Below are 18,185 nucleotides of genomic sequence, written 5' to 3' on the forward strand. Positions count from 1 at the left end.
CTCGGCCGTCACTCTCCCCACCACCCTCGACGCCGCCGGAACACTACACGCTGACCGTCGTGAGTGGCAGTGCGGAATCGGCGGGCAGGTCCAGCCGGCTCGGCGCCACCCCGGCGGCGACCAGGTGCGAACCGAGCGCCGCCACCATCGCGCCGTTGTCGGTGCAGAGCTTCGGCCGGGGTACCCGGACCCGGAGGCCGTGCCTGGCCGCCCGCTCCTCGGCCAGCGCCCGCAGCCGGGAGTTCGCCGCCACCCCGCCGCCGAGCACAAGCGTCTCGACGCCCCGGTCCTGGCAGGCCGCGATCGCCTTGCTGGTCAGCACGTCGCAGACCGCCTCCTGGAAGGACGCGGCCACGTCCGGCACCGGTACCGGCTCGCCGGCCCGCTGCTTCGCCTCGACCCAGCGGGCCACCGCGGTCTTGAGGCCGGAGAAGGAGAAGTCGAACCGGTGCGCGGCGAGGTCCTTCGGCGCGGTCAGTCCGCGCGGGAAGGCGATCGCGTCCGGAGCACCCGCGCGCGCCTCCCGGTCGATCGGCGGGCCGCCCGGGAACGGCAGCCCGAGCAGGCGGGCCACCTTGTCGAACGCCTCCCCGGCGGCGTCGTCGATGGTGGCGCCGAGCGGGGTGACCCCGGTCGCCAGGTCGTCGACAAGCAGCAGCGAGGAGTGTCCACCGGAGACCAGCAGCGCGATCGCCGGCTCGGGCAGCGGGCCGTGCTCCAGGGTGTCCACCGCGACGTGTGCGGCCAGGTGGTTGACGCCGTACACCGGCTTCTCGGCGGCCAGCGCGTAGCCCTTGGCTGCGGCCACCCCGACCAGCAGGGCGCCGGCCAGGCCGGGACCGGCGGTGACGGCGATCGCGTCGATGTCGGCCAGGGTCACCCCGGCGTCGTCGAGCGCCCGTCGCATGGTCGGCACGATCGCCTCCAGGTGGGCCCGGCTGGCCACCTCCGGCACCACCCCGCCGAACCGGGCGTGCTCGTCCACACTGGACGCCAGGGCGTCGGCGAGCAGGGTGTGCCCGCGTACGACACCGACGCCGGTCTCGTCGCAGGACGTCTCGATCCCGAGGATCAGGGGTTCGTCAGCCATTGTTCGCCCGCTCCAGTTCGAGCTGCATAACCAGCGCGTCGGTGTTGCTCGGTTGGTAGTAGCCGCGCCGTACGCCGACCGGCTCGAAGCCGTACGTCGCGTAGAGGCGCTGGGCCGGTGCGTTGTCCACCGCCACCTCCAGCAGTACCCGGCGTACGCCGTGCCGGGTCGCCTCGGCCAGCAGGTCGACCAGCAGCATCCGGCCGATGCCGCCGCGCTGGGCGTCGCGGCGTACCGCCACGTTCTGCACCCACGCCTCGTCCGGCGGGGCGACGGCGAGTCCCGCGTAGCCGACCAGCGCGTCGGTGGAGTCCAGCGCCGCCACGTAGTGGTGCCCGTTGGCCAGCTCGTTCCAGAACATCGCCGCCGACCACTGCTCGGCGCCGAACAGGTCCGCCTCGATCGGCAACGCCTCGGAGATGTGCCACCAGCGGAACGGGCTCAACCTGGTCGCCACGGCGCTCCCCTCCCCGACCGCCGTCCTCACCGCAGGACCGGTTTACGGCCGGTCGCCGCCACCGCATCGGGCCGGCGCAGGTAGAGCGGGGTGAGCTGCTCACCGGGGGCGCCGGTCCGGACCCGCTGCGCCGCCAACTCCGCCAGGGCGTACGGCGGGGGGTAGTCCAGGCCGGCTCGCGGTGGCAGTCCGAGGACCTCGGCGTACCGGCGGGCTCCCTCGCCGACCGCGACCCGGACGCCGAGTTCCCGGGCCCGCTCCGCGACGGCGGCCGGGGTGTCGACCTCGGGCCCGGCCAGCCGCTCGCCGGCCAGGTCGTAGACGGCCCAGTAGATCTCCCGACGGCGGGCGTCGGTGGCCGCCAGCACCGGCCCGACCTCGGGGGCGGCACCGGACCGGGGATGGGTGGCGGCGTGCCCGATCGCGTCGAGCGAGGGCACGCCGTAGGTGGGGATGCCGAGCACCTGTCCCATGCTGGCCGCGGTGACCAGGCCGACCCGCAGCCCGGTGAACGGCCCCGGGCCGACCCCGGCCACCACGGCGGCCAGATCGGCCGGGCGGGCGCCGGCCCCGGCGAGCACCTCGGAGACCTGCGGCGCGAGCAGTTCGCCGTGCGCGCGAGCGTCGACGACGCTGCGTTCGCCGCGCGGCGCGACCGAGTCGGCGGTGATCTCCGCCAGCGCGGCGGTCACCGCCGGAGTCGAGGAGTCCAACACGAGTACGAGCACATAGGCACCCTAACCGGACGGTCGCTCCGGGCTCACGGGACCCGGCCGGGCACCGGGTACCCGTTTCACCGAGGTGCCAGGAAGTCACCTTGGTGACACTGTGACACCTCGCTCGACCGGATAGCGGCAGCATCCGAGGAATGCGCACATCCCGGCTGACCGTCCTGATCGGCAGGACCCTGCGACAGCAGCGCGAGCTACGTGGCCTCACCCAGCACGCGCTGGCCCGGCTCGCCGGGACCGATCGGTCGACGGTGACCCGGATCGAGCAGGGCGAGCGGGCACCAACAGTGGCGATGCTGGAGAAACTGCTGGCCGCGCTCGACCTCCAGCTCACCGTCGGCGTCGAGCCGCTGCGGCGGTGGCGGGCCCGGCACGCCCGGGCGGACTGACTCAACCGGCCGAGAGGTCCCAGTCGACGGTGGGCCGACCGGCGTCGGCGAGCGCCTTGTTGCAGGCGCTGAACGGGCGGCTGCCGAGGAAGCCGCGCGGGTTCATCGGACTCGGGTGACCTGCCTCCAGCACCACGTGCGCCGGGTTGGTGACCAGCGCGGCCTTCTTGCGGGCGTATCCGCCCCAGAGCAGGAAGACGACCCGTTCCGGGCGGGCGTCGAGGGCCTTGATGGTGGCGTCGGTGAAGCCCTCCCAGCCCTTGTTGGCGTGTGATCCCGGCGTCGCCTGCCGGACGGTCAACACGGCGTTGAGCAGCAGCACGCCCTGGCTCGCCCAGCGGGTCAGGTTGCCGCTGCGCGACACCGGCACCCCGAGGTCGTCGGCCAGTTCCTTGAAGACGTTGCGCAGCGACGGTGGCACCGAGACGCCGTCCCGGACGCTGAAGCTGAGCCCGTGCGCCTGCCCCGCCCTGTGGTAGGGATCCTGGCCCAGGATCAGCACCCGGCAGTCCTCCGGGGCACAGAGCCGGTAGGCCGTGAAGAGATCCTCCATCGGCGGGAAGACGGTCTGGGTCGCGTACTCCCCGGCGACGAACTCGCCCAACGCGGCGGTCTGGGCCGGGTCGAGGTGCGGGTCCAGCGCCGCCCGCCAGGCCGGGGGCAGCAGGGCCGGAAGATCCAGGGTCATCGGTAACCTCTCGAACGCCACGGTCGTTTCCCGCACTCTAGAAGTCCGGTACGACACCAGGCACCCCGGTCCGTCAGCGCAACTCGGCGAGCCGCTCGGCCCAGTCCCCGCCGCACGGCACCAGCTCGATGCGCCGGGTGTCGTCGTCGCGCCGGTCGATGAGCACCCGCAGGTGCGTGTCGACCAGGTGCTCGACCATGCCCTCGCCCCACTCGACGACGGTGACCGACTCGTCGACCGAGGCGTCCAGGTCGAGGTCGTCGATCTCGGCCCGGGGGTCGACCGCGTCGCCCAGCCGGTACGCGTCGGCGTGCACCAGCGTGACCCGGCCACCCCGAGCCGGATCCGGCCGGTGTACCCGGGCGATCACGAAGGTCGGCGAGGTGACCTCACCGAGTACGCCCAGACCGGCGGCGATCCCCTGCACCAGGGCGGTCTTGCCGGCGCCGAGCGGGCCGGTGAGCACCAGCAGATCCCCGGCGCCGAGCACTCCGCCCAGCCGCCGCCCGAACTCGTGGGTCTGCGCCACCGTCGGCAGCTCACGGACCAGCTCGGTACCGCGCAACGCGTCACTCATCGAGACAGCTCAATCCCTTTCTCGGCCGGGCAGCCGGTCGAGGAAGTCCAGCAGCGCCCGGTTGACCTCGTCGGCGTGTTCCAGCATCACCACGTGCCCACTGTCGGGCACCTTGACGTACTCGGCGTCCGGCAGCCAGCGGACGATCTCCTCGGAGTGGGTGACCGGCGTGATCATGTCGCGCTCGCCCACGATGACCAGGGTCGGACTGTCCCGCAGCGCGGCCAGCACCGGATAGCGGGCGTGGGTGTAGATGGTGCGCAGATAGCGGGCCACCGTCTCGGTCGAGGTCCGGGAGTTCATCTCCTCCACATAGGAGACCAGCGCCGGGCTGGGCGTCGGGGTGCCGAAGCCGTACCGGCGGGTGAGCAGCCAGGCCAGGTTGGCCGAGGCGCGCCGGGCCCGGTCGAGCACGCTACCGGTCAGCCGGGTGGCGTTGTCCACCACCGGCAGCAGCGGTGCACCGGCCCGGGCGATGATCGTCGGCAGGCCGAACTTCGTCTCCGCCACCAGCCCGCCCGAGGTGGCCATCAGCACCGTCCCGATCACCCGCTCGGCGAAGAGCTCCGGATAGCGCTCCGCGAACGCCATGATGGTCATGCCGCCCATCGAGTGCCCGACCAGCACCAGCGGGCCGGTCGGCGCGGTCCGGTCGATCACCGAGCGGAGCGTCTCGCCGAGCGCCTGGAGCTGGTATTCGCCGGACTCCAGCCGGCCGGACCGGCCGTGCCCCGGCTGGTCGTAGAAGACCAACCGGTCCTCGCCCAGCTCGGTCAGCATCCTGCGCTGGAAGTGGAAGGTGCCCATGTCCAGGCAGAAGCCGTGCACGAAGACCAGGGTCGGCCGCCCGGGGCCGGCCGGCGGACCCACCATCTCCACGTGGATGTCGGTGCCGTCGGCGGTGGTGATGACACAGGACTCGTCGTACGGCAGCGTGCCGAAGGGCTCCGTCGCGTACCGGTCACCCGGGGCGGACTTGGAGCGGCGTACCACCGCCCGTTCGGCGGCCACCCCGGCGGCGATGCCGGCCGCCGCCACCCCGGCCGCCGCGCCGATGATGCCGGCCACCCGCAGGAGTCCGGCCCGGGCCTGGTTACGGGCGGGCTGCCGCTGCACCGGTACCCGGGGCGGGGCGAGCCGCCTGGCCGGGCTCACGGCTGTCGCCCGTCGTACACCCGAGGCACCCGGACCCCGCCGAACCGGGTGACGATCTCGTAGTTGATGGTGCCGATCGCCTCCGCCCAGTCGTCGGCGGTCGGGCCACCGTCGGCACCGTCGCCGAAGAGCGTCGCCACGTCACCGGGGACGACCGGATCGTCGCCGCAGTCGAGCACGATCTGGTCCATGCAGACCCGGCCGGCGATCCGCCGCCGGGCACCGGCGAGCTGGACCGGCCCGACGTTGGAGGCGTGCCGGGGCACCCCGTCGGCGTAGCCCAGCGGTACGACGGCAAGCGTCGTCTCCCGCTCGGTGTGGTACGTGTGCCCGTAGGAGACGCCGGTGCCGGCGGGTACCCGCTTGGTCAGCGTCACCCGGGCCCGCGCGGTCATCGCCGGCCGCAGCCCGAACTGCTCGCCGGGGACCGGCGACAGCCCGTACATGGCGATGCCGGGACGGACCAGGTCGAAGTGCGTGTCGGGCCGGGTGAGCGTGGCCGCCGAGTTGGCCAGGTGCCGCAGCCGGGGACGCAGCCCGGCCCGCTCGGCCAGGGCCAGCCCCTCGGCGAAGACGGCCAGTTGCCGGTCGGTGGTGGCGTGCGTCGGCGCGTCGGCGTAGACCAGGTGACTCCAGAGCCCGACCACCTCGATCAGCCCGTCGGCCTGGGCCTTGGCCGCCGCGTCGAGCAACTCGGGCCAGTCGTCCAGGGTCGCACCGCCCCGGGAGAGACCGGTGTCGATCTTGAGGTGGACCCGTGCCGGCCGGCCGGCCCGCTCGGCCGCGGCGACCAGTTCGGCGAGCTGGCCGAGACTGGCGGCGGCCAGGTCGACGTCGGCGGTCACCCCGTCGTGCAGCGGAAGCCCGGGCGCCAGCAGCCAGGCCAGCACCGGGACGGTGAGCCCGGCCCGGCGCAGCGTCAACGCCTCGTCCAGGGTGCAGACGCCCAGCCAGTCCGCCCCGGCGTCGAGCGCCGCCCCGGCGGCCGGCAGCATGCCGTGGCCGTACGCGTCGCCCTTGACCACTGCCATCAGCTCGGCGCTCGTCCCGGACCGCAGTCGGGACACGTTGTCGCGGATCGCGTCAAGATCGACGCGTACCTCGGCCTGCCACATGCGCCCAGCCTACTTCTGAGTAGATCGAAATGGCCCCGGGTGGCGTGACCAGGACACCGCGCCGCTCACCGAGGCAGCCGGGCGATCACCGGGCGCAGCGCGGCGGCCACGTCGGCGGCGACCACCGGCCCGCGCCGGGCGGCCTCCTGCCCGGCCAGCCCGTGCAGGTACGCGGCGGAGGCCGCCGCCTGCTCGGCCGGCAGTCCGGCGGCGAGGAGCGAGCCCAGCAACCCGGCCAGCACGTCCCCGGTGCCGGCGGTGGCCAGCGCCGGGGTGCCGGTCGGGTTGGCGAAGGCCCGCCCGTCCGGGGTGGCGACCACCGTCCGGTCGCCCTTGAGCAGCACCACCGCGTTCATCCAGGTGGCCAGTCGCAGCGCGGCGGCGACCCGGTCGGTGGGCGGCTCGCCGCAGAGCCGGGCGTACTCCCGGTCGTGCGGGGTGACCACGATCGGCGCGTCCCGCCCCCGCAGCCGCTCGGCCATCGAGCCGTCGACCAGCAGGGTGAGCGCGTCCGCGTCCAGCACCACCGGCACCGGCGAGGCGAGTACGCAGCGCAGCTCGGTGGCGGCCCGCTCGTCGGTACCGAGCCCCGAGCCGCAGACCCAGGCCTGCACCCGGCCGGCGTCGCTGACCCGGTCGGCGGCGACCACCGAGGGATAACGGCGCAGCACCTCGGTACGGGCACCACCGGCGTACCGGATCATGCCGGTCGGTCCGGCAACCGCGCCGCCCACCGAGAGCACCGCCGCACCCGGGTACGTCCCCGAGCCGGTGGCCAGCCCGACCACGCCCCGGCTGTACTTCTCCTCCTCGGGACCGAGCCGGGGCCACCAGTCCCGTACGTCCGACCACTCGGTGACCCGTACCGCCGGATCGGTCCGCAGCCACGGGCCGAGCCCGATGTCGACCAGCTCGACCTGCCCGGCCCGGGGTGCGGCCGGGCCGACCACGTGGGCGGGCTTTAGGCAGCCGAAGGTGACCGTCAGGTCGGCGGTGACAGTGCTGGGCAGGCCGAGGGAACGCGGCACCTCGCCGGTGTCCACCTCGACCCCGCTCGGCACGTCCACCGCCACCACCGGCGGCCGGTCCCCGGAGCGACCGGTCAGGCCGGCCAGTCCCGCCACCAGCCGGGCGGCCGGCTCGCGCAACCCGCCCGAGCCACCGATCCCGACGATCCCGTCCAGCACCAGGTCGGCCCGGTCCGGCAGCCCGTCGACGACGTGCCCGCCGGCCGAGCGCAGCGCGGCCAGGCCGCCGGAGTGCACCCGCGCCGGATCCAGCAGCACGGCGTGGACCGCCGCTCCCCGGCCGGCGAGCCGGGCACCGGCGTAGAGGGTGTCGCCGCCGTTGTCGCCGGAGCCGACCAGCAGCAGCACCCGGGCGCCGTAGACCCCGCCGCCCCGCTCGGCGAGCAGCCGGGCGCAGTGCCCGGCCAGCCCACCGGCGGCACGCCGCATCAGGGTGCCGGCCGGCAGGGTGGCCATCAGGGCACGCTCGGCGGCGCGGACGTCGGCCACCCGCCACGCGGCCCTCATCGCTCCGCCACCACCATCGCCGAGGCGATCCCGCCGTCGTGCGACAGCGACAGGTGCCAGCGCTGCACCCCGCGCTCGGTGGCGGCGGCGGCGACCGTGCCGGAGACGGTCAGCCACGGCCGCCCGTCCGGGTCGGAGACCACCTCGCAGTCGTGCCAGTGCAGCCCGGCCGGTGCGCCGAGCGCCTTGGCCACCGCCTCCTTGGCGGCGAACCGTGCGGCGAGCGACTCGGCCGAGCGCGGGTTGCCGGAGCCGGTGACCCGCTCCGCCCCGGTGAAGAGCCGGTCGGCCAGCAGCGGGGTGCGGGCCAGTGCCCGGGCGAACCGGTCGACGAGTACGACGTCGATGCCGACTGCGACGATCACCGCCTCACCCTACCGGCGGAGGCGGGTACGCACGCGACGGTGCACGGCTCACTCCACGGTGACCGACTTGGCCAGGTTGCGCGGCTGGTCCACGTCGTGTCCCCGGGCAGCGGCGATCTCGCAGGCGAGCACCTGCAGCGGCACCGTGGTCACCAGCGGCGCCAGCAGGGTCGGGGTACGCGGTACGTAGATCAGGTGGTCGGCGTACGGCGTCACCGCCTCGTCGCCCTGCTCGGCGATCACGATGGTGCGGGCGCCCCGGGCCCGGATCTCCTGGATGTTGGAGACGATCTTGTCGTGCAGCATGCCCCGCCCCGCCGGGGAGGGCACGATGCAGACCACCGGGGTGCCCTGGTCGATCAGGGCGATCGGCCCGTGCTTCAGCTCGCCGGCCGCGAACCCCTCGGCGTGCATGTAGGCGAGTTCCTTGAGCTTGAGCGCGCCTTCGAGGGCGACCGGGAAGCCGACGTGCCGGCCGATGAAGAGCACCGTCGGCGCCGCCTTGAGATCCCGGGCCAGCTCGCGGATCGGCTCGATGCCGGCGAGCAGTTCCCGCAGCTTCTCCGGCATCTCCTGGAGCTGGTCGACCACCGCGGCCACCTCGTCGGCGTACTTGATGCCGCGCACCTGGGCCAGGTGCAGGCCGATCAGGTAGCAGGCGACCAACTGGGTGAGGAACGCCTTGGTGGAGGCGACCGCCACCTCGGGTCCACCGTGGGTGTAGAGCACCGCGTCGGACTCGCGCGGGATGGTGGAGCCGTTGGTGTTGCAGATCGCCAGCACCCGGGCCTTCTGCTCCTTGGCGTGCCGCAGCGCCATCAGGGTGTCCATGGTCTCGCCGGACTGCGAGATCGCCACCACCAGGGTGGACCGGTCCAGCACCGGGTCGCGGTAGCGGAACTCGCTGGCCAGCTCCACCTCGCAGGGGATCCTGGTCCAGTGCTCGATGGCGTACTTCGCCACCATCCCGGCGTGGTACGCCGTGCCGCAGGCGACGATGAAGACCTTGTCGACGTCCCGCAGGTCCTGGTCGGAGAGGCGGACCTCGTCGAGGACGATCTCCCCGTTCTCCTTTAGCCGACCGAGCAGGGTGTCGGCGATCGCCTGCGGCTGCTCGGCGATCTCCTTGAGCATGAAGTAGTCGTAGCCGCCCTTCTCGGCGGCCGAGGCGTCCCAGTCGATGTGGAAGTCCTTGCCGGTGGCCGGGGCGCCGGCGAAGTCGGTGATCTCGATGGCGTCGGCAGTGATCAGCACGACCTGGTCCTGACCCAGCTCGACCGCTTCCCGGGTGTGTTCGATGAACGCGGAAACGTCGCTGGCCAGGTAGTTCTCCCCGGCCCCGCGCCCGACCACGAGTGGCGAGTTGCGCCGGGCCCCGACCACCGCGCCGGGGATCGCGGCGTCCACCGCGAGCAGCGTGAAGGCGCCCTCCAGCCGCTGGCAGACCTGGCGCATCGCGGTGGCCAGCAGCGCCGGCCCGTCGGGCTCGCCCGCGGCGCGCAGCCGGGCGAGCTCGTTGGCGAGCATGTGCGCGGCGCACTCGGTGTCGGTGTCGCTGCTGAACTCGACGCCGTCGGCCTCCAGCTCGGCGCGGAGTTTGGCGAAGTTCTCGATGATGCCGTTGTGGATCACCGCCACCCGGCCGTCGGTGGCCCGGTGCGGGTGGGCGTTGCGGTCGGTGGGCCCGCCGTGGGTGGCCCACCTGGTGTGCCCGATGCCGGTGGTACCGGCGCCGATGCCGGGCACCGCGTCGTCCGTCGACCGCTCGGCCAACGCCTTCTCCAGGTTGGCCAGCTTGCCGGCCTTCTTCTCGGTCAGCAGTTCGCCCTCGGCGACCACCGCCACGCCGGCCGAGTCGTAGCCGCGGTATTCCAGCCGCCGCAACCCGTCCAGCACGATGCCCAGCGCCGGCCTGGCGCCGGCGTAACCCACGATTCCGCACATGGCCCGCAGCCTAACCTAAGTTCGCTCATCTAGCGTGCTCGAAAGGTGCGCATTCGATCACTGCCCCTGCTCGGTATCCCGACGGCTCGGCAGAACCGGACGAACCGTCGCTCCGGAATCCGGCCTGCCCTTCACCGGTACATCGCGACCAGCGGGGACGGGGTACCGTGACTGGCGCATCCGCTGCCATCTCCTCCGGCGCCTCCCTCTCCCGGTCGCCGCGCCCCTGCTGTCCGCCATATCTGGAGCCAGACCCGATGACCGACTCGCCGCCCCCGCACAACCCGTACGACCCCTCCGCCGAGTACGAGCCGCCGACGACGAAGTTCGGCCCGCCACAGCAGCCCCGGCCGGACAACCCCACGCCCGCCGAGGACGAGGACGCCCCGACCACGAGGTACGCCCCGCCGCAGCAGCCGCAGCCCGGCCAGCCGTCCGGTTACGGGCAACCGGCGCAGCCGACGACGTACGGGCAGCCACCGGCCCAACCGGGCGGATACGGACAGCCGCCCCAACCCGGCCAGTACGGGCAGCCGGCCTGGGGCCAGCCGCAGCAGCCGTACGGCCAGCCGCAGCCGTCGGACCCGTACGCCCAGCCGCAGCAACCCAACCCGTACGCCCAGCCGCAGCAGCCGAACCCGTACGCCCAGCCGCAGCAGCCCGGCCCGGGTCAGCCGCCGGCCCCGCCCTACGGTGCCGGCCCGGCGTACCCGCCGCAGTCCGGCCCACCAGCCACGCCATACCCGACCAGCGGGGCGCCGAACCAGCAGGACGTCGGTTACGGCCTCTACCCGCCGCAGTCCGGCCCGCCGCAGTCCGCTCCGCCCGGCACCGACCCCTACGCGGCGGCCGGCGCCGGCGGCTACCCCGGTTACGGGCAGCCCGAGCAGCCGGGCTACCCCGGCGGGCAGTTCCCGCCGCCGGCACCGCCGAAGAAGAGCAACAAGACCATGATCATTGTGATCGTGGCCGTGGTGGTGGTCGTGCTGATCGCCTGCGTCGGGCTCTGCCTGGGCCCGCTCTCCTTCATGGACCAGTTGCGCAAGTCGGTGGAGACCAGCCTCGACGCCACCCCGCCACCATCCACCTCGAACGGCCAGGACAGCGGTGACGCGGGCGGCACCGGCCAGACGGTGGTCTACGAGGTGACCGGCGAGGGTCGCGTCGCGCTCTCCTACATCGACGGCGGCGGCAAGCAGGTGCACCTGCCGGCGGTCGAGCTCCCGTGGAAGAAGGAGGTCAAGCTCCCCGAGGACGAGCTGAAGACGGTGGTGGCGATCCGCACCGGCGGTGGTTCCGGAGACATCGCCTGCAAGATCACGGTCGACGGGAAGTCCACCGCATCGAAGACCGCCAGCGGCAACTACGCGACCCTCACCTGCTCGGATTTCGGGATCTGACGAACGGCCCAGCACGGTTCTAGGGTGACGGGGTGACGACGACAACCGACTCCGATCCCCTGGTCCGCCGGATGCGCCCGTTCGGCACCACCATCTTCGCGGAGATGTCGGCGCTGGCGGTGCGCACCGGAGCGGTCAACCTGGGCCAGGGCTTTCCGGACACGGACGGGCCGCCCGAGATGTTGGCCGCGGCGGTGGCGGCGCTGCGGGGCGGGCAGAACCAGTACCCGCCCGGGCCGGGGATTCCGGCGTTACGCGCCGCCGTCGCCGCACACCAGCGCCGGTTCTGGGGGCTCGACTACGACCCGGACGGGCAGGTGCTGATCACGGCCGGGGCGACCGAGGCGATCGCGGCGGCGATCCTCGGGCTTTGCGAGGCCGGCGACGAGGTGGTCTGCTTCGAGCCGTACTACGACTCGTACGCCGCCTCGATCGCCCTGGCCGGTGCGGTACGGCGGCCGGTGACGCTCCGCCCGGTCGACGGCGGCCGGTACGCCTTCGATCCGGCGGAACTGCGCGCCGCCTTCGGGCCCCGGACCCGGCTGGTACTGCTCAACTCGCCGCACAATCCCACCGGCAAGGTCTTCGACGCCGAGGAACTGGCGCTGATCGCCCGGTTGTGCCAGGAGTTCGACGCCCTCGCGGTCACCGACGAGGTCTACGAGCACCTGGTCTTCACCGACGCCGGCAGCCGGCACATCCCGCTGGCCACCCTGCCGGGGATGCGGGAGCGCACCCTGCGGATCTCCTCGGCGGGCAAGACGTTCTCCTGCACCGGCTGGAAGATCGGTTGGGCCAGTGGTCCGGCACCGCTGGTGGCGGCGACGATGCGGGTCAAGCAGTTCCTCACCTTCACCGGCGGCGCACCGCTGCAACCGGCGGTCGCGGTGGCCCTGGCCCTGCCGGACGACTACTACCACGGTTACCGGGCCGACCTCCAGGCGCGGCGGGACCAGCTCTCGGCCGGGTTGGTCGAGGCCGGTTTCGAGGTGCTGGTTCCGGAGGGGACCTACTTCGTCACCGCCGACATCACCGCACTGGGCGGGCGGGACGGGGTGGAGTTCTGCCGCTCGCTGCCGGAACGTTGCGGGGTGGTCGCCGTGCCGACGCAGGTCTTCTACGACCATGTCGAGGCGGGGCGGCGGCTGGTCCGGTTCGCCTTCTGCAAGCGACCGGAGGTGCTGGCCGAGGCGGTGACCCGGCTGGGCACGCTCGGCGGCTGGCCCGGAAGACCGCCGGAGGGCGAGGGCTGACCGGGCTGACCCCGGTCGCGCCGACGCTCAGGCGCCCTCGGCCAGGCCGGTGACGCGGCCGTCGGGCAGCGATCCGGGTACGGCGTCGGTGCCGCCCGTCCGCGCGGTCGGGATGCGGATCCGGTCGCCGTCGAGCAGGGCCGTCTCGGCGTCGTCGAGGAAGGCCAGATCCGCCTCGACGTGCCGACTCGCGGCGGAGAGCAGCAACTCGACCACCGGGTCGGTCGCCTCCCGGCGCAGCGTGCCGAGGTTGCGCAGTTCGCGCAGCAGGTAGCCGCGCTGGTTGGCGAGCACCGTACGCACCACGTCGGCGGAGCCGGAGCGGGCGGCGGCGGTGACCTTGAGGAAGAAGTCGTCCCGGAAGCCGCCGCTGCGCGTACTCGGCTCGGCCAGCCACTTGGACAGTTCGGTCCGGCCGGCGGGGGTGATCTCGTAGACCACCCGGTCCGGCTTGACCGGCTGCGCCTGCCGTTCGGCCCGGACCAGTTCGTCCCGGGCCAGCCGGTCGAGGATCTGGTAGAGGTGGCCGATGTTCAGCGATCCCCACTGTGGACCGACGGCAGCCTCGAAGGCGCCCTTCAGCTCGTAGCCGTAGCTCGGGCCGTCGGCGAGCAGCGCGAGTACCGCATGCTGGATGGCCATTCCTGACCCACCTTCCGGCCGTCAACACGGCCTCTTGCATTGTGACAATGTATAGCGCAGAGTGTCCTGCGGGAGAAGAGGAGGGGCCCGGTGGTCGGATTCATCTGGCGGCAGCTGCGGGCCCGGCTCTGGCGATCGCTCGCCCTGCTGACCGGTGTGCTCGTCGCGACCACCGGATTCGTCGTGCTCACCGGCACCACCACCACCTCCCAACTGCGCCTCAACGATCGGGTGCAGCGCGAGACCCGCGCCGCGTATGACATTCTCGTCCGTCCGAACGGGACACAGGCCGAACTCGAGACGGCGCGGGGTGTCGTACGCCCCAACTACCTCTCCGGCCTCTTCGGCGGCATCAGCATGGCCCAGTACGAGCAGGTTCGCACGGTCGGTGGCGTCGACGTCGCGGCCCCGGTGGCGATGCTCGGCTACTCCCTGCACGAGATGCGGGCCCATCTCGACCTCACCGACGCGGTGGACCGCTCCCTCGACCGGCAGGTGATCCGGGTCGACCCGACCTTCCTGGCCGAACGCGGCCTGTCCCGCACCACGGGCAAACCCCGGTACGTCTACCTGACCCGCAACCGCCTCGCCTATCCGGTCTGGGAGAACGGCGGCGTCGCGAGCTCGGCCCTCTACACAGACGGCCGGCGGTACCCGCTCAACCCCTGCCGGACCGGCTACATCGTCCCCCGGGAGATCTTCCCGGACGGGCGGACCGAACCGGTCTGCAACATCGGCGCGGAGCCGACCCTCACCCGCACCTCGCCGGACACCGACTACACCGAGGTAGTCGTCGCCCGGCTGCTGCCGGACGGCCGGTTCGAGAACTCGCCGCACCACACCGTCGGGCTCCGCGACCCCGCACCCACCCCGACCGACCGGCTGGTGCTGCCGGTCCGGTGGATCGTCCCGTTCCTGCTCGCCGCCGTCGACCCGCCCGCCGAGGACCGGCTGGTCGGGCTCTCCGACGCCGTGGTGCACGGCAGGCCACTGACCCGGCACGACACGACAGTCGAGAACAGGTTGCTCGGCCCCGGCTACCAGAACGTCCCGGTGCTCGCCACCAGCCGCCCCTACCTGGACGGCCGGGTGGCGGCCAGCTACACCCGACTGCGCCCGGACCGGGTCGCCGGCCTGCAACAGGAGGAACTGCTTGCCGCACTGAGCGGCGGCGGCGAGCCGGCCGGCGGCGCGAGCGCCGATCCGACCACCAACTACCAGCAGGAGATGCGGGAGGCGGTCCGGCAGCAGACCGGCCTGGGCAGCCTGAGCCCGGTCGTGCAGGCCGGGTCGATCGACTACCGTCAACTCTCCGACGGCAGCCTGCGGCCCCGGGCCGGAAGTCCCGACCTGCCGGCGTACCGGGCCGACGGGCCGGGCACCTATCCGGCGCCGTGGCTCGCCAGTGACGTCGCCTTCCGGCCACTGCGCCAGCTCGACCAGCCGAGTTCGCGCAGCGGGGCCGGGCTGGGCTGGCAGGCGGTCGGCATCTTCGACCCGGAACGGCTGAGCAGCTTCAGCGCGCTCTCCGAGGTGCCGCTGGAGACGTACGCGCCACCGCAGGCCGTCGGCGCCGACCCGGCCAGCCGGGAGGCGCTCGGCGACCGCCCGCTGCTGCCCAGCGGAAACCCGGCCGGCTACCTCTCCAGCCCGCCGCTGCTGCTGACCAGCCTCGCCGCCGTGCCGAGGCTGCTGGAGGGCGGCAACGACCCGCAACTGGCCGCCCCGATCAGCGCGATCCGGATCCGGGTCGCCGGAGTCGCCGGTTACACCGAGGCGGCGGAACGGCAGGTCCGGCAGGTCGCGGAGCGGATCGCCGCCCGTACCGGACTCGACGTCGACGTCACCTTCGGCTCGTCACCGGCCCCGCAGACCGTCGAGCTGCCCGCCGGCTCGTTCGGCCGGCCCGAACTGCGGCTGACCGAGGGCTGGTCCTCGATCGGGGTGGCGTCGGTGATCGTCCGGGCGGTGGACCGGAAGAGCGTCGTACTCTTCCTGCTCGTCCTCACCGTCTGCGCGCTCTTCCTCGCCAACGCGGTCTCGGCCGCCGTCCGGGACCGTCGGACCGAGCTGGCGGTGCTGGCCTGTCTCGGCTGGCCGGCCCGGCGGATCGGCGCGGCGATCCTCGGCGAGGTGGCGCTGATCGGCCTCGCCGCCGGGTTGCTGTCACTGCTCCTCGCCGCCCCGCTCGGCGCCCTGCTCGGCGTGGAGGTGGGTTGGCGGCGGGCGGCGTTGGCCGTACCGGTGGCGCTGCTGCTCGCGGTCGTGGCCGGCGCCGGCCCGGCGGTGCGGGCCGCCCGCTCACATCCGGCCGGCGCGCTCCGGCCGGCCATCGCCCCGGTCCGGCGGAGTCGACGGGTACGCGGAGTGCTCGGCCTCGCCGTGCTCAACCTGATCCGGGTACCGGGCCGCGCCCTGCTCGGCGCGGCGGCCCTCGGCATCGGGGTGGCCGCGTCGACGGTGCTCGCCGCGATCAACTACGCCTTCCGGGACACGGTGCTGGGCAGCCTGCTCGGCGACACCGTCTCGGCGACGGTGCGTACCGCCGACACCGTCGCCGCGACCGCCACCGTGCTGCTCGGCGCGGCGGCCGTGGCCGACGTGCTCTACCTGAACATCCGCGACCGGGCCGCCGAGCTGGCGGCACTGCGGGCGACCGGCTGGACGGAGTCCGCGCTCACCCGGCTGGCCGCCTACGAGGGAGCCGGGATCGGCCTGCTCGGCGCGCTGGCCGGTACGGCGGTCGGGCTGGCCGGCGCCGCCGCGCTGATCGGCGGCCTCTCCACGGGAGTCGTCCTCACCGGGGTCGGCACCGCCGCAGCCGGAGCGCTCGTCGCCTGCCTCGCGGCGCTCGTCCCGGCGGCACTGCTGCGCCGGGCTCCCACAAGTCGTCTGCTAGCCGAGGAGTGACAATGGCGGACACCGGGGTCGGCGTCACCGTCACCGCGCTGACCAAGCGGTTCTCCGGCGGAGAACTCCCGATCGTCGCGGTGGACGAGCTGTCGCTCGACGTGGCCGCCGGCTCGGTGGTGGCACTGACCGGGCCGAGCGGCTCCGGCAAGTCGACCCTGCTGCACCTGCTCGGGGCGATCGAACCAGCCGACTCCGGCTCGGTGGTCGTCGGCGGGCAGGAGATCACCCGGCTGGGTCGCCGCGCCCTGACCGCGTACCGCCGGAGGGTCGGCTTCGTCTTCCAGCGCTACCACCTGCTGCCCGCACTGACCGCGCTGGACAACGTGCTGGCGCCGGTGCTGCCGTACCGGGTCGGCTACGACCGGACGGCCCGGGCCCGGGAACTGCTCGACGCGGTGGGGCTCGGCGGCCGGGAGCGGGCCCTGCCGGCGCAGCTCTCCGGCGGCCAGCAGCAGCGGGTCGCGGTGGCCCGGGCCCTGATCGGCGAGCCGGCGCTGCTGCTCGCGGACGAGCCGACCGGCAACCTGGACTCGACCACCGGCGGGGAGATCATCGACCTGCTGATGCGGCTGCGCGCCGAGCGGGGCGTCACGATCCTGCTGGCCACCCACGAGCAGCACATCGCCGCCCGGTGCGACCGGCTGGTCCGGCTCAGGGACGGCCGGGTCACCGAGGACCTCGACCTCACCGGTGGCGACGGTCCGGACCACACCCTGGCCCGGGCCAGCCAGCTCCGGCTCTAGAACCTCCGCCGGCCACGCCGATGGTCCCGTGACGCAGGCCGGCGGTCCAGGCCCGCTCCGCCGTCCCGCCCGTGGTTCGGGGCGGCGGAGCGGGCGCAAAATAGAGGAAGACCGGATCCGCCTCGACGTGCCGGCTCGCGGCGACCGCACCGAGCCAGGGCAGCCCGCGACGGCCGCCCTCCGCTGGGCAGGAGCGCCGGTTCACGGCCACGGGACAGCCGCCACCGGAGCACCGCGTCGACGGCTGGCACCGGAAGTCACGGAGACGGGAGGTCACCACCTTGGTGGACGATGTTCGGACCGCGCTTGTCGACCTGCTGACCGAGGTGCTCGGCGGCACTGTCGACACTGCCGACTCCCACCTGGACGACGGCTGGTTGACCGCACATGTCGCACTCCGTGCGGTCGAATGGGTGCTGGATGCCGCAGGACCCGGGCAGGACAGAACGAGACATCCAGACCTGTGGCGAAGGCTCCAGCTGGACGATGCGGTAAGCGCCCTGGCCAAGGCGCACCAGCGGTACGAGTTCGCCTCGTACTCGAATGACGACCTTGAGTGGCCGCTGCCGGTCCGGTCGTACGTCGCCTTGATCGAGAGGGTGCTCGGCGTCGACCTCGCCTCCCTGCCCGTCGAAGGCCCCCTGCTGGCACCGGTACGCTTCGGAGCCCCCGACGACGGGGACATGACGCGGGCCATCGGGGCGCAGACCGACTTCAACGGCCGCTTCGATCCGGCCAGTTGGCTCATCCAACGCCGGGTCGGCCACGCACTGCCCGAGCCCGATCCCACGAGCGAACTCGATCGCTTCATCGCCCACTGGTCCTACCGGCGCAATTACCCCAATCCCTGGGTCGAGGTCGGCCGGAACGAAGCCGTCGAGCACATCGTCGCCGTCCAGCGCACCTCACTCGTCTGGAGTCAACGGCCCCGGTGGGACCCTGGCGCCGACGTCGCCCGCAACCGCGCCGCCCAGTTCCTCTCCTGCTTCACCGACGACACCCGATTCTTCACCAACGGCCACGGATACCACAGCGACAACCTGCAGGACGGCAACTACTTCACGATCAATCCCAACGCATGGTCCGATACCGGAATCGTGATGATCAGCCCACGGATCGCCGGCACCTGGTGGCACGCCGAGGGTGACCCCGACACACCGTCAGGGATGTCTCCCTGACCCGAGTCCG

17 protein-coding genes are annotated in these 18,185 nt (G+C 73.2%); 6 read left to right on the forward strand and 11 right to left on the reverse strand.

Features of this window, described 5'->3' with window-relative positions; translation table 11 throughout:
* Positions 1-43: 43 nt before the first annotated feature.
* From tsaD to tsaB, 3 genes are read right to left on the reverse strand one after another with little or no spacing between them, the layout of a single operon-like run.
* Positions 44-1,090 (reverse strand): tRNA (adenosine(37)-N6)-threonylcarbamoyltransferase complex transferase subunit TsaD, encoded by a 1,047-nt coding sequence (gene tsaD / locus CLT71_RS17640; RefSeq protein WP_101368074.1) that lies wholly within the window; start codon positions 1,088-1,090, stop codon positions 44-46.
* Positions 1,083-1,547 (reverse strand): ribosomal protein S18-alanine N-acetyltransferase, encoded by a 465-nt coding sequence (rimI, locus tag CLT71_RS17645; protein ID WP_101368075.1) that lies wholly within the window; start codon positions 1,545-1,547, stop codon positions 1,083-1,085. The genes tsaD and rimI overlap by 8 nt, the downstream gene beginning before the upstream one ends.
* Before the next feature lie 26 nt (positions 1,548-1,573).
* Positions 1,574-2,275 (reverse strand): tRNA (adenosine(37)-N6)-threonylcarbamoyltransferase complex dimerization subunit type 1 TsaB, encoded by a 702-nt coding sequence (gene tsaB / locus CLT71_RS17650; RefSeq protein ID WP_101368076.1) that lies wholly within the window; start codon positions 2,273-2,275, stop codon positions 1,574-1,576.
* 140 nt (positions 2,276-2,415) lie between these two features.
* On the opposite strand from tsaB, the gene CLT71_RS17655 reads away from it, so the two are divergent.
* Complete coding sequence (locus tag CLT71_RS17655) at positions 2,416-2,667, forward strand: helix-turn-helix domain-containing protein (RefSeq protein WP_101368077.1); 252 nt, start codon at positions 2,416-2,418, stop codon at positions 2,665-2,667.
* Between the two features lies 1 nt (position 2,668).
* Here CLT71_RS17655 and CLT71_RS17660 read toward each other — a convergent pair whose 3' ends face one another.
* From CLT71_RS17660 to glmS, 7 genes are all read right to left on the reverse strand, one after another.
* Positions 2,669-3,355, reverse strand: coding sequence for a uracil-DNA glycosylase (locus CLT71_RS17660; RefSeq protein ID WP_101368078.1), 687 nt, complete (start codon positions 3,353-3,355; stop codon positions 2,669-2,671).
* A 73-nt stretch (positions 3,356-3,428) separates the two neighbouring features.
* The gene (gene tsaE / locus CLT71_RS17665; protein WP_101368079.1) at positions 3,429-3,932 is read right to left on the reverse strand and encodes a tRNA (adenosine(37)-N6)-threonylcarbamoyltransferase complex ATPase subunit type 1 TsaE; all 504 of its coding nucleotides are present in this window, start codon (positions 3,930-3,932) and stop codon (positions 3,429-3,431) included.
* 9 nt (positions 3,933-3,941) lie between these two features.
* Positions 3,942-5,006, reverse strand: a complete 1,065-nt coding sequence (locus tag CLT71_RS17670) for an alpha/beta fold hydrolase (protein ID WP_486483693.1) — start codon at positions 5,004-5,006, stop codon at positions 3,942-3,944.
* A 77-nt stretch (positions 5,007-5,083) separates the two neighbouring features.
* Complete coding sequence (alr, locus tag CLT71_RS17675; protein ID WP_101368080.1) at positions 5,084-6,202, reverse strand: alanine racemase; 1,119 nt, start codon at positions 6,200-6,202, stop codon at positions 5,084-5,086.
* Positions 6,203-6,267: 65 nt separating this feature from the next.
* On the reverse strand, positions 6,268-7,737 hold the full coding sequence (locus CLT71_RS17680; RefSeq protein WP_101368081.1) for an NAD(P)H-hydrate dehydratase: 1,470 nt from the start codon (positions 7,735-7,737) through the stop codon (positions 6,268-6,270).
* Positions 7,734-8,102: a holo-ACP synthase gene (locus tag CLT71_RS17685; RefSeq protein WP_101368082.1), complete on the reverse strand. Its 369-nt coding sequence runs from the start codon at positions 8,100-8,102 to the stop codon at positions 7,734-7,736. Before CLT71_RS17685 ends, CLT71_RS17680 begins: the two co-directional genes overlap by 4 nt.
* A gap of 48 nt (positions 8,103-8,150) precedes the next feature.
* The gene (gene glmS / locus CLT71_RS17690; RefSeq protein WP_101368083.1) at positions 8,151-10,046 is read right to left on the reverse strand and encodes a glutamine--fructose-6-phosphate transaminase (isomerizing); all 1,896 of its coding nucleotides are present in this window, start codon (positions 10,044-10,046) and stop codon (positions 8,151-8,153) included.
* A gap of 257 nt (positions 10,047-10,303) precedes the next feature.
* On the opposite strand from glmS, the gene CLT71_RS17695 reads away from it, so the two are divergent.
* A complete protein-coding gene (locus CLT71_RS17695; protein ID WP_101368084.1) occupies positions 10,304-11,446 on the forward strand; it encodes an MmpS family transport accessory protein in 1,143 nt (380 codons plus the stop codon).
* A gap of 32 nt (positions 11,447-11,478) precedes the next feature.
* The gene (locus CLT71_RS17700; protein ID WP_101368085.1) at positions 11,479-12,699 is read left to right on the forward strand and encodes a pyridoxal phosphate-dependent aminotransferase; all 1,221 of its coding nucleotides are present in this window, start codon (positions 11,479-11,481) and stop codon (positions 12,697-12,699) included.
* A gap of 27 nt (positions 12,700-12,726) precedes the next feature.
* On the opposite strand, the gene CLT71_RS17705 is transcribed toward CLT71_RS17700, so the two are convergent.
* Positions 12,727-13,341, reverse strand: coding sequence for a PadR family transcriptional regulator (locus CLT71_RS17705; protein WP_101368086.1), 615 nt, complete (start codon positions 13,339-13,341; stop codon positions 12,727-12,729).
* A 90-nt stretch (positions 13,342-13,431) separates the two neighbouring features.
* Here CLT71_RS17705 and CLT71_RS17710 point away from each other — a divergent pair, with 90 nt between their 5' ends.
* The 3 genes from CLT71_RS17710 to CLT71_RS17720 all read left to right on the forward strand — a co-directional run bounded on the left by CLT71_RS17710 (position 13,432) and on the right by CLT71_RS17720 (position 18,175).
* The gene (locus CLT71_RS17710) at positions 13,432-16,251 is read left to right on the forward strand and encodes an ABC transporter permease (protein ID WP_101368087.1); all 2,820 of its coding nucleotides are present in this window, start codon (positions 13,432-13,434) and stop codon (positions 16,249-16,251) included.
* A gap of 80 nt (positions 16,252-16,331) precedes the next feature.
* Complete coding sequence (locus CLT71_RS17715; RefSeq protein ID WP_486483694.1) at positions 16,332-16,997, forward strand: ABC transporter ATP-binding protein; 666 nt, start codon at positions 16,332-16,334, stop codon at positions 16,995-16,997.
* Positions 16,998-17,281: 284 nt separating this feature from the next.
* Entirely contained in the window at positions 17,282-18,175 is an 894-nt protein-coding gene (locus tag CLT71_RS17720; protein WP_101368089.1) for a hypothetical protein, read from the forward strand.
* Positions 18,176-18,185 lie beyond the last annotated feature (10 nt).

The sequence above is a fragment of the Plantactinospora sp. CNZ320 genome (genome assembly GCF_002846275.1).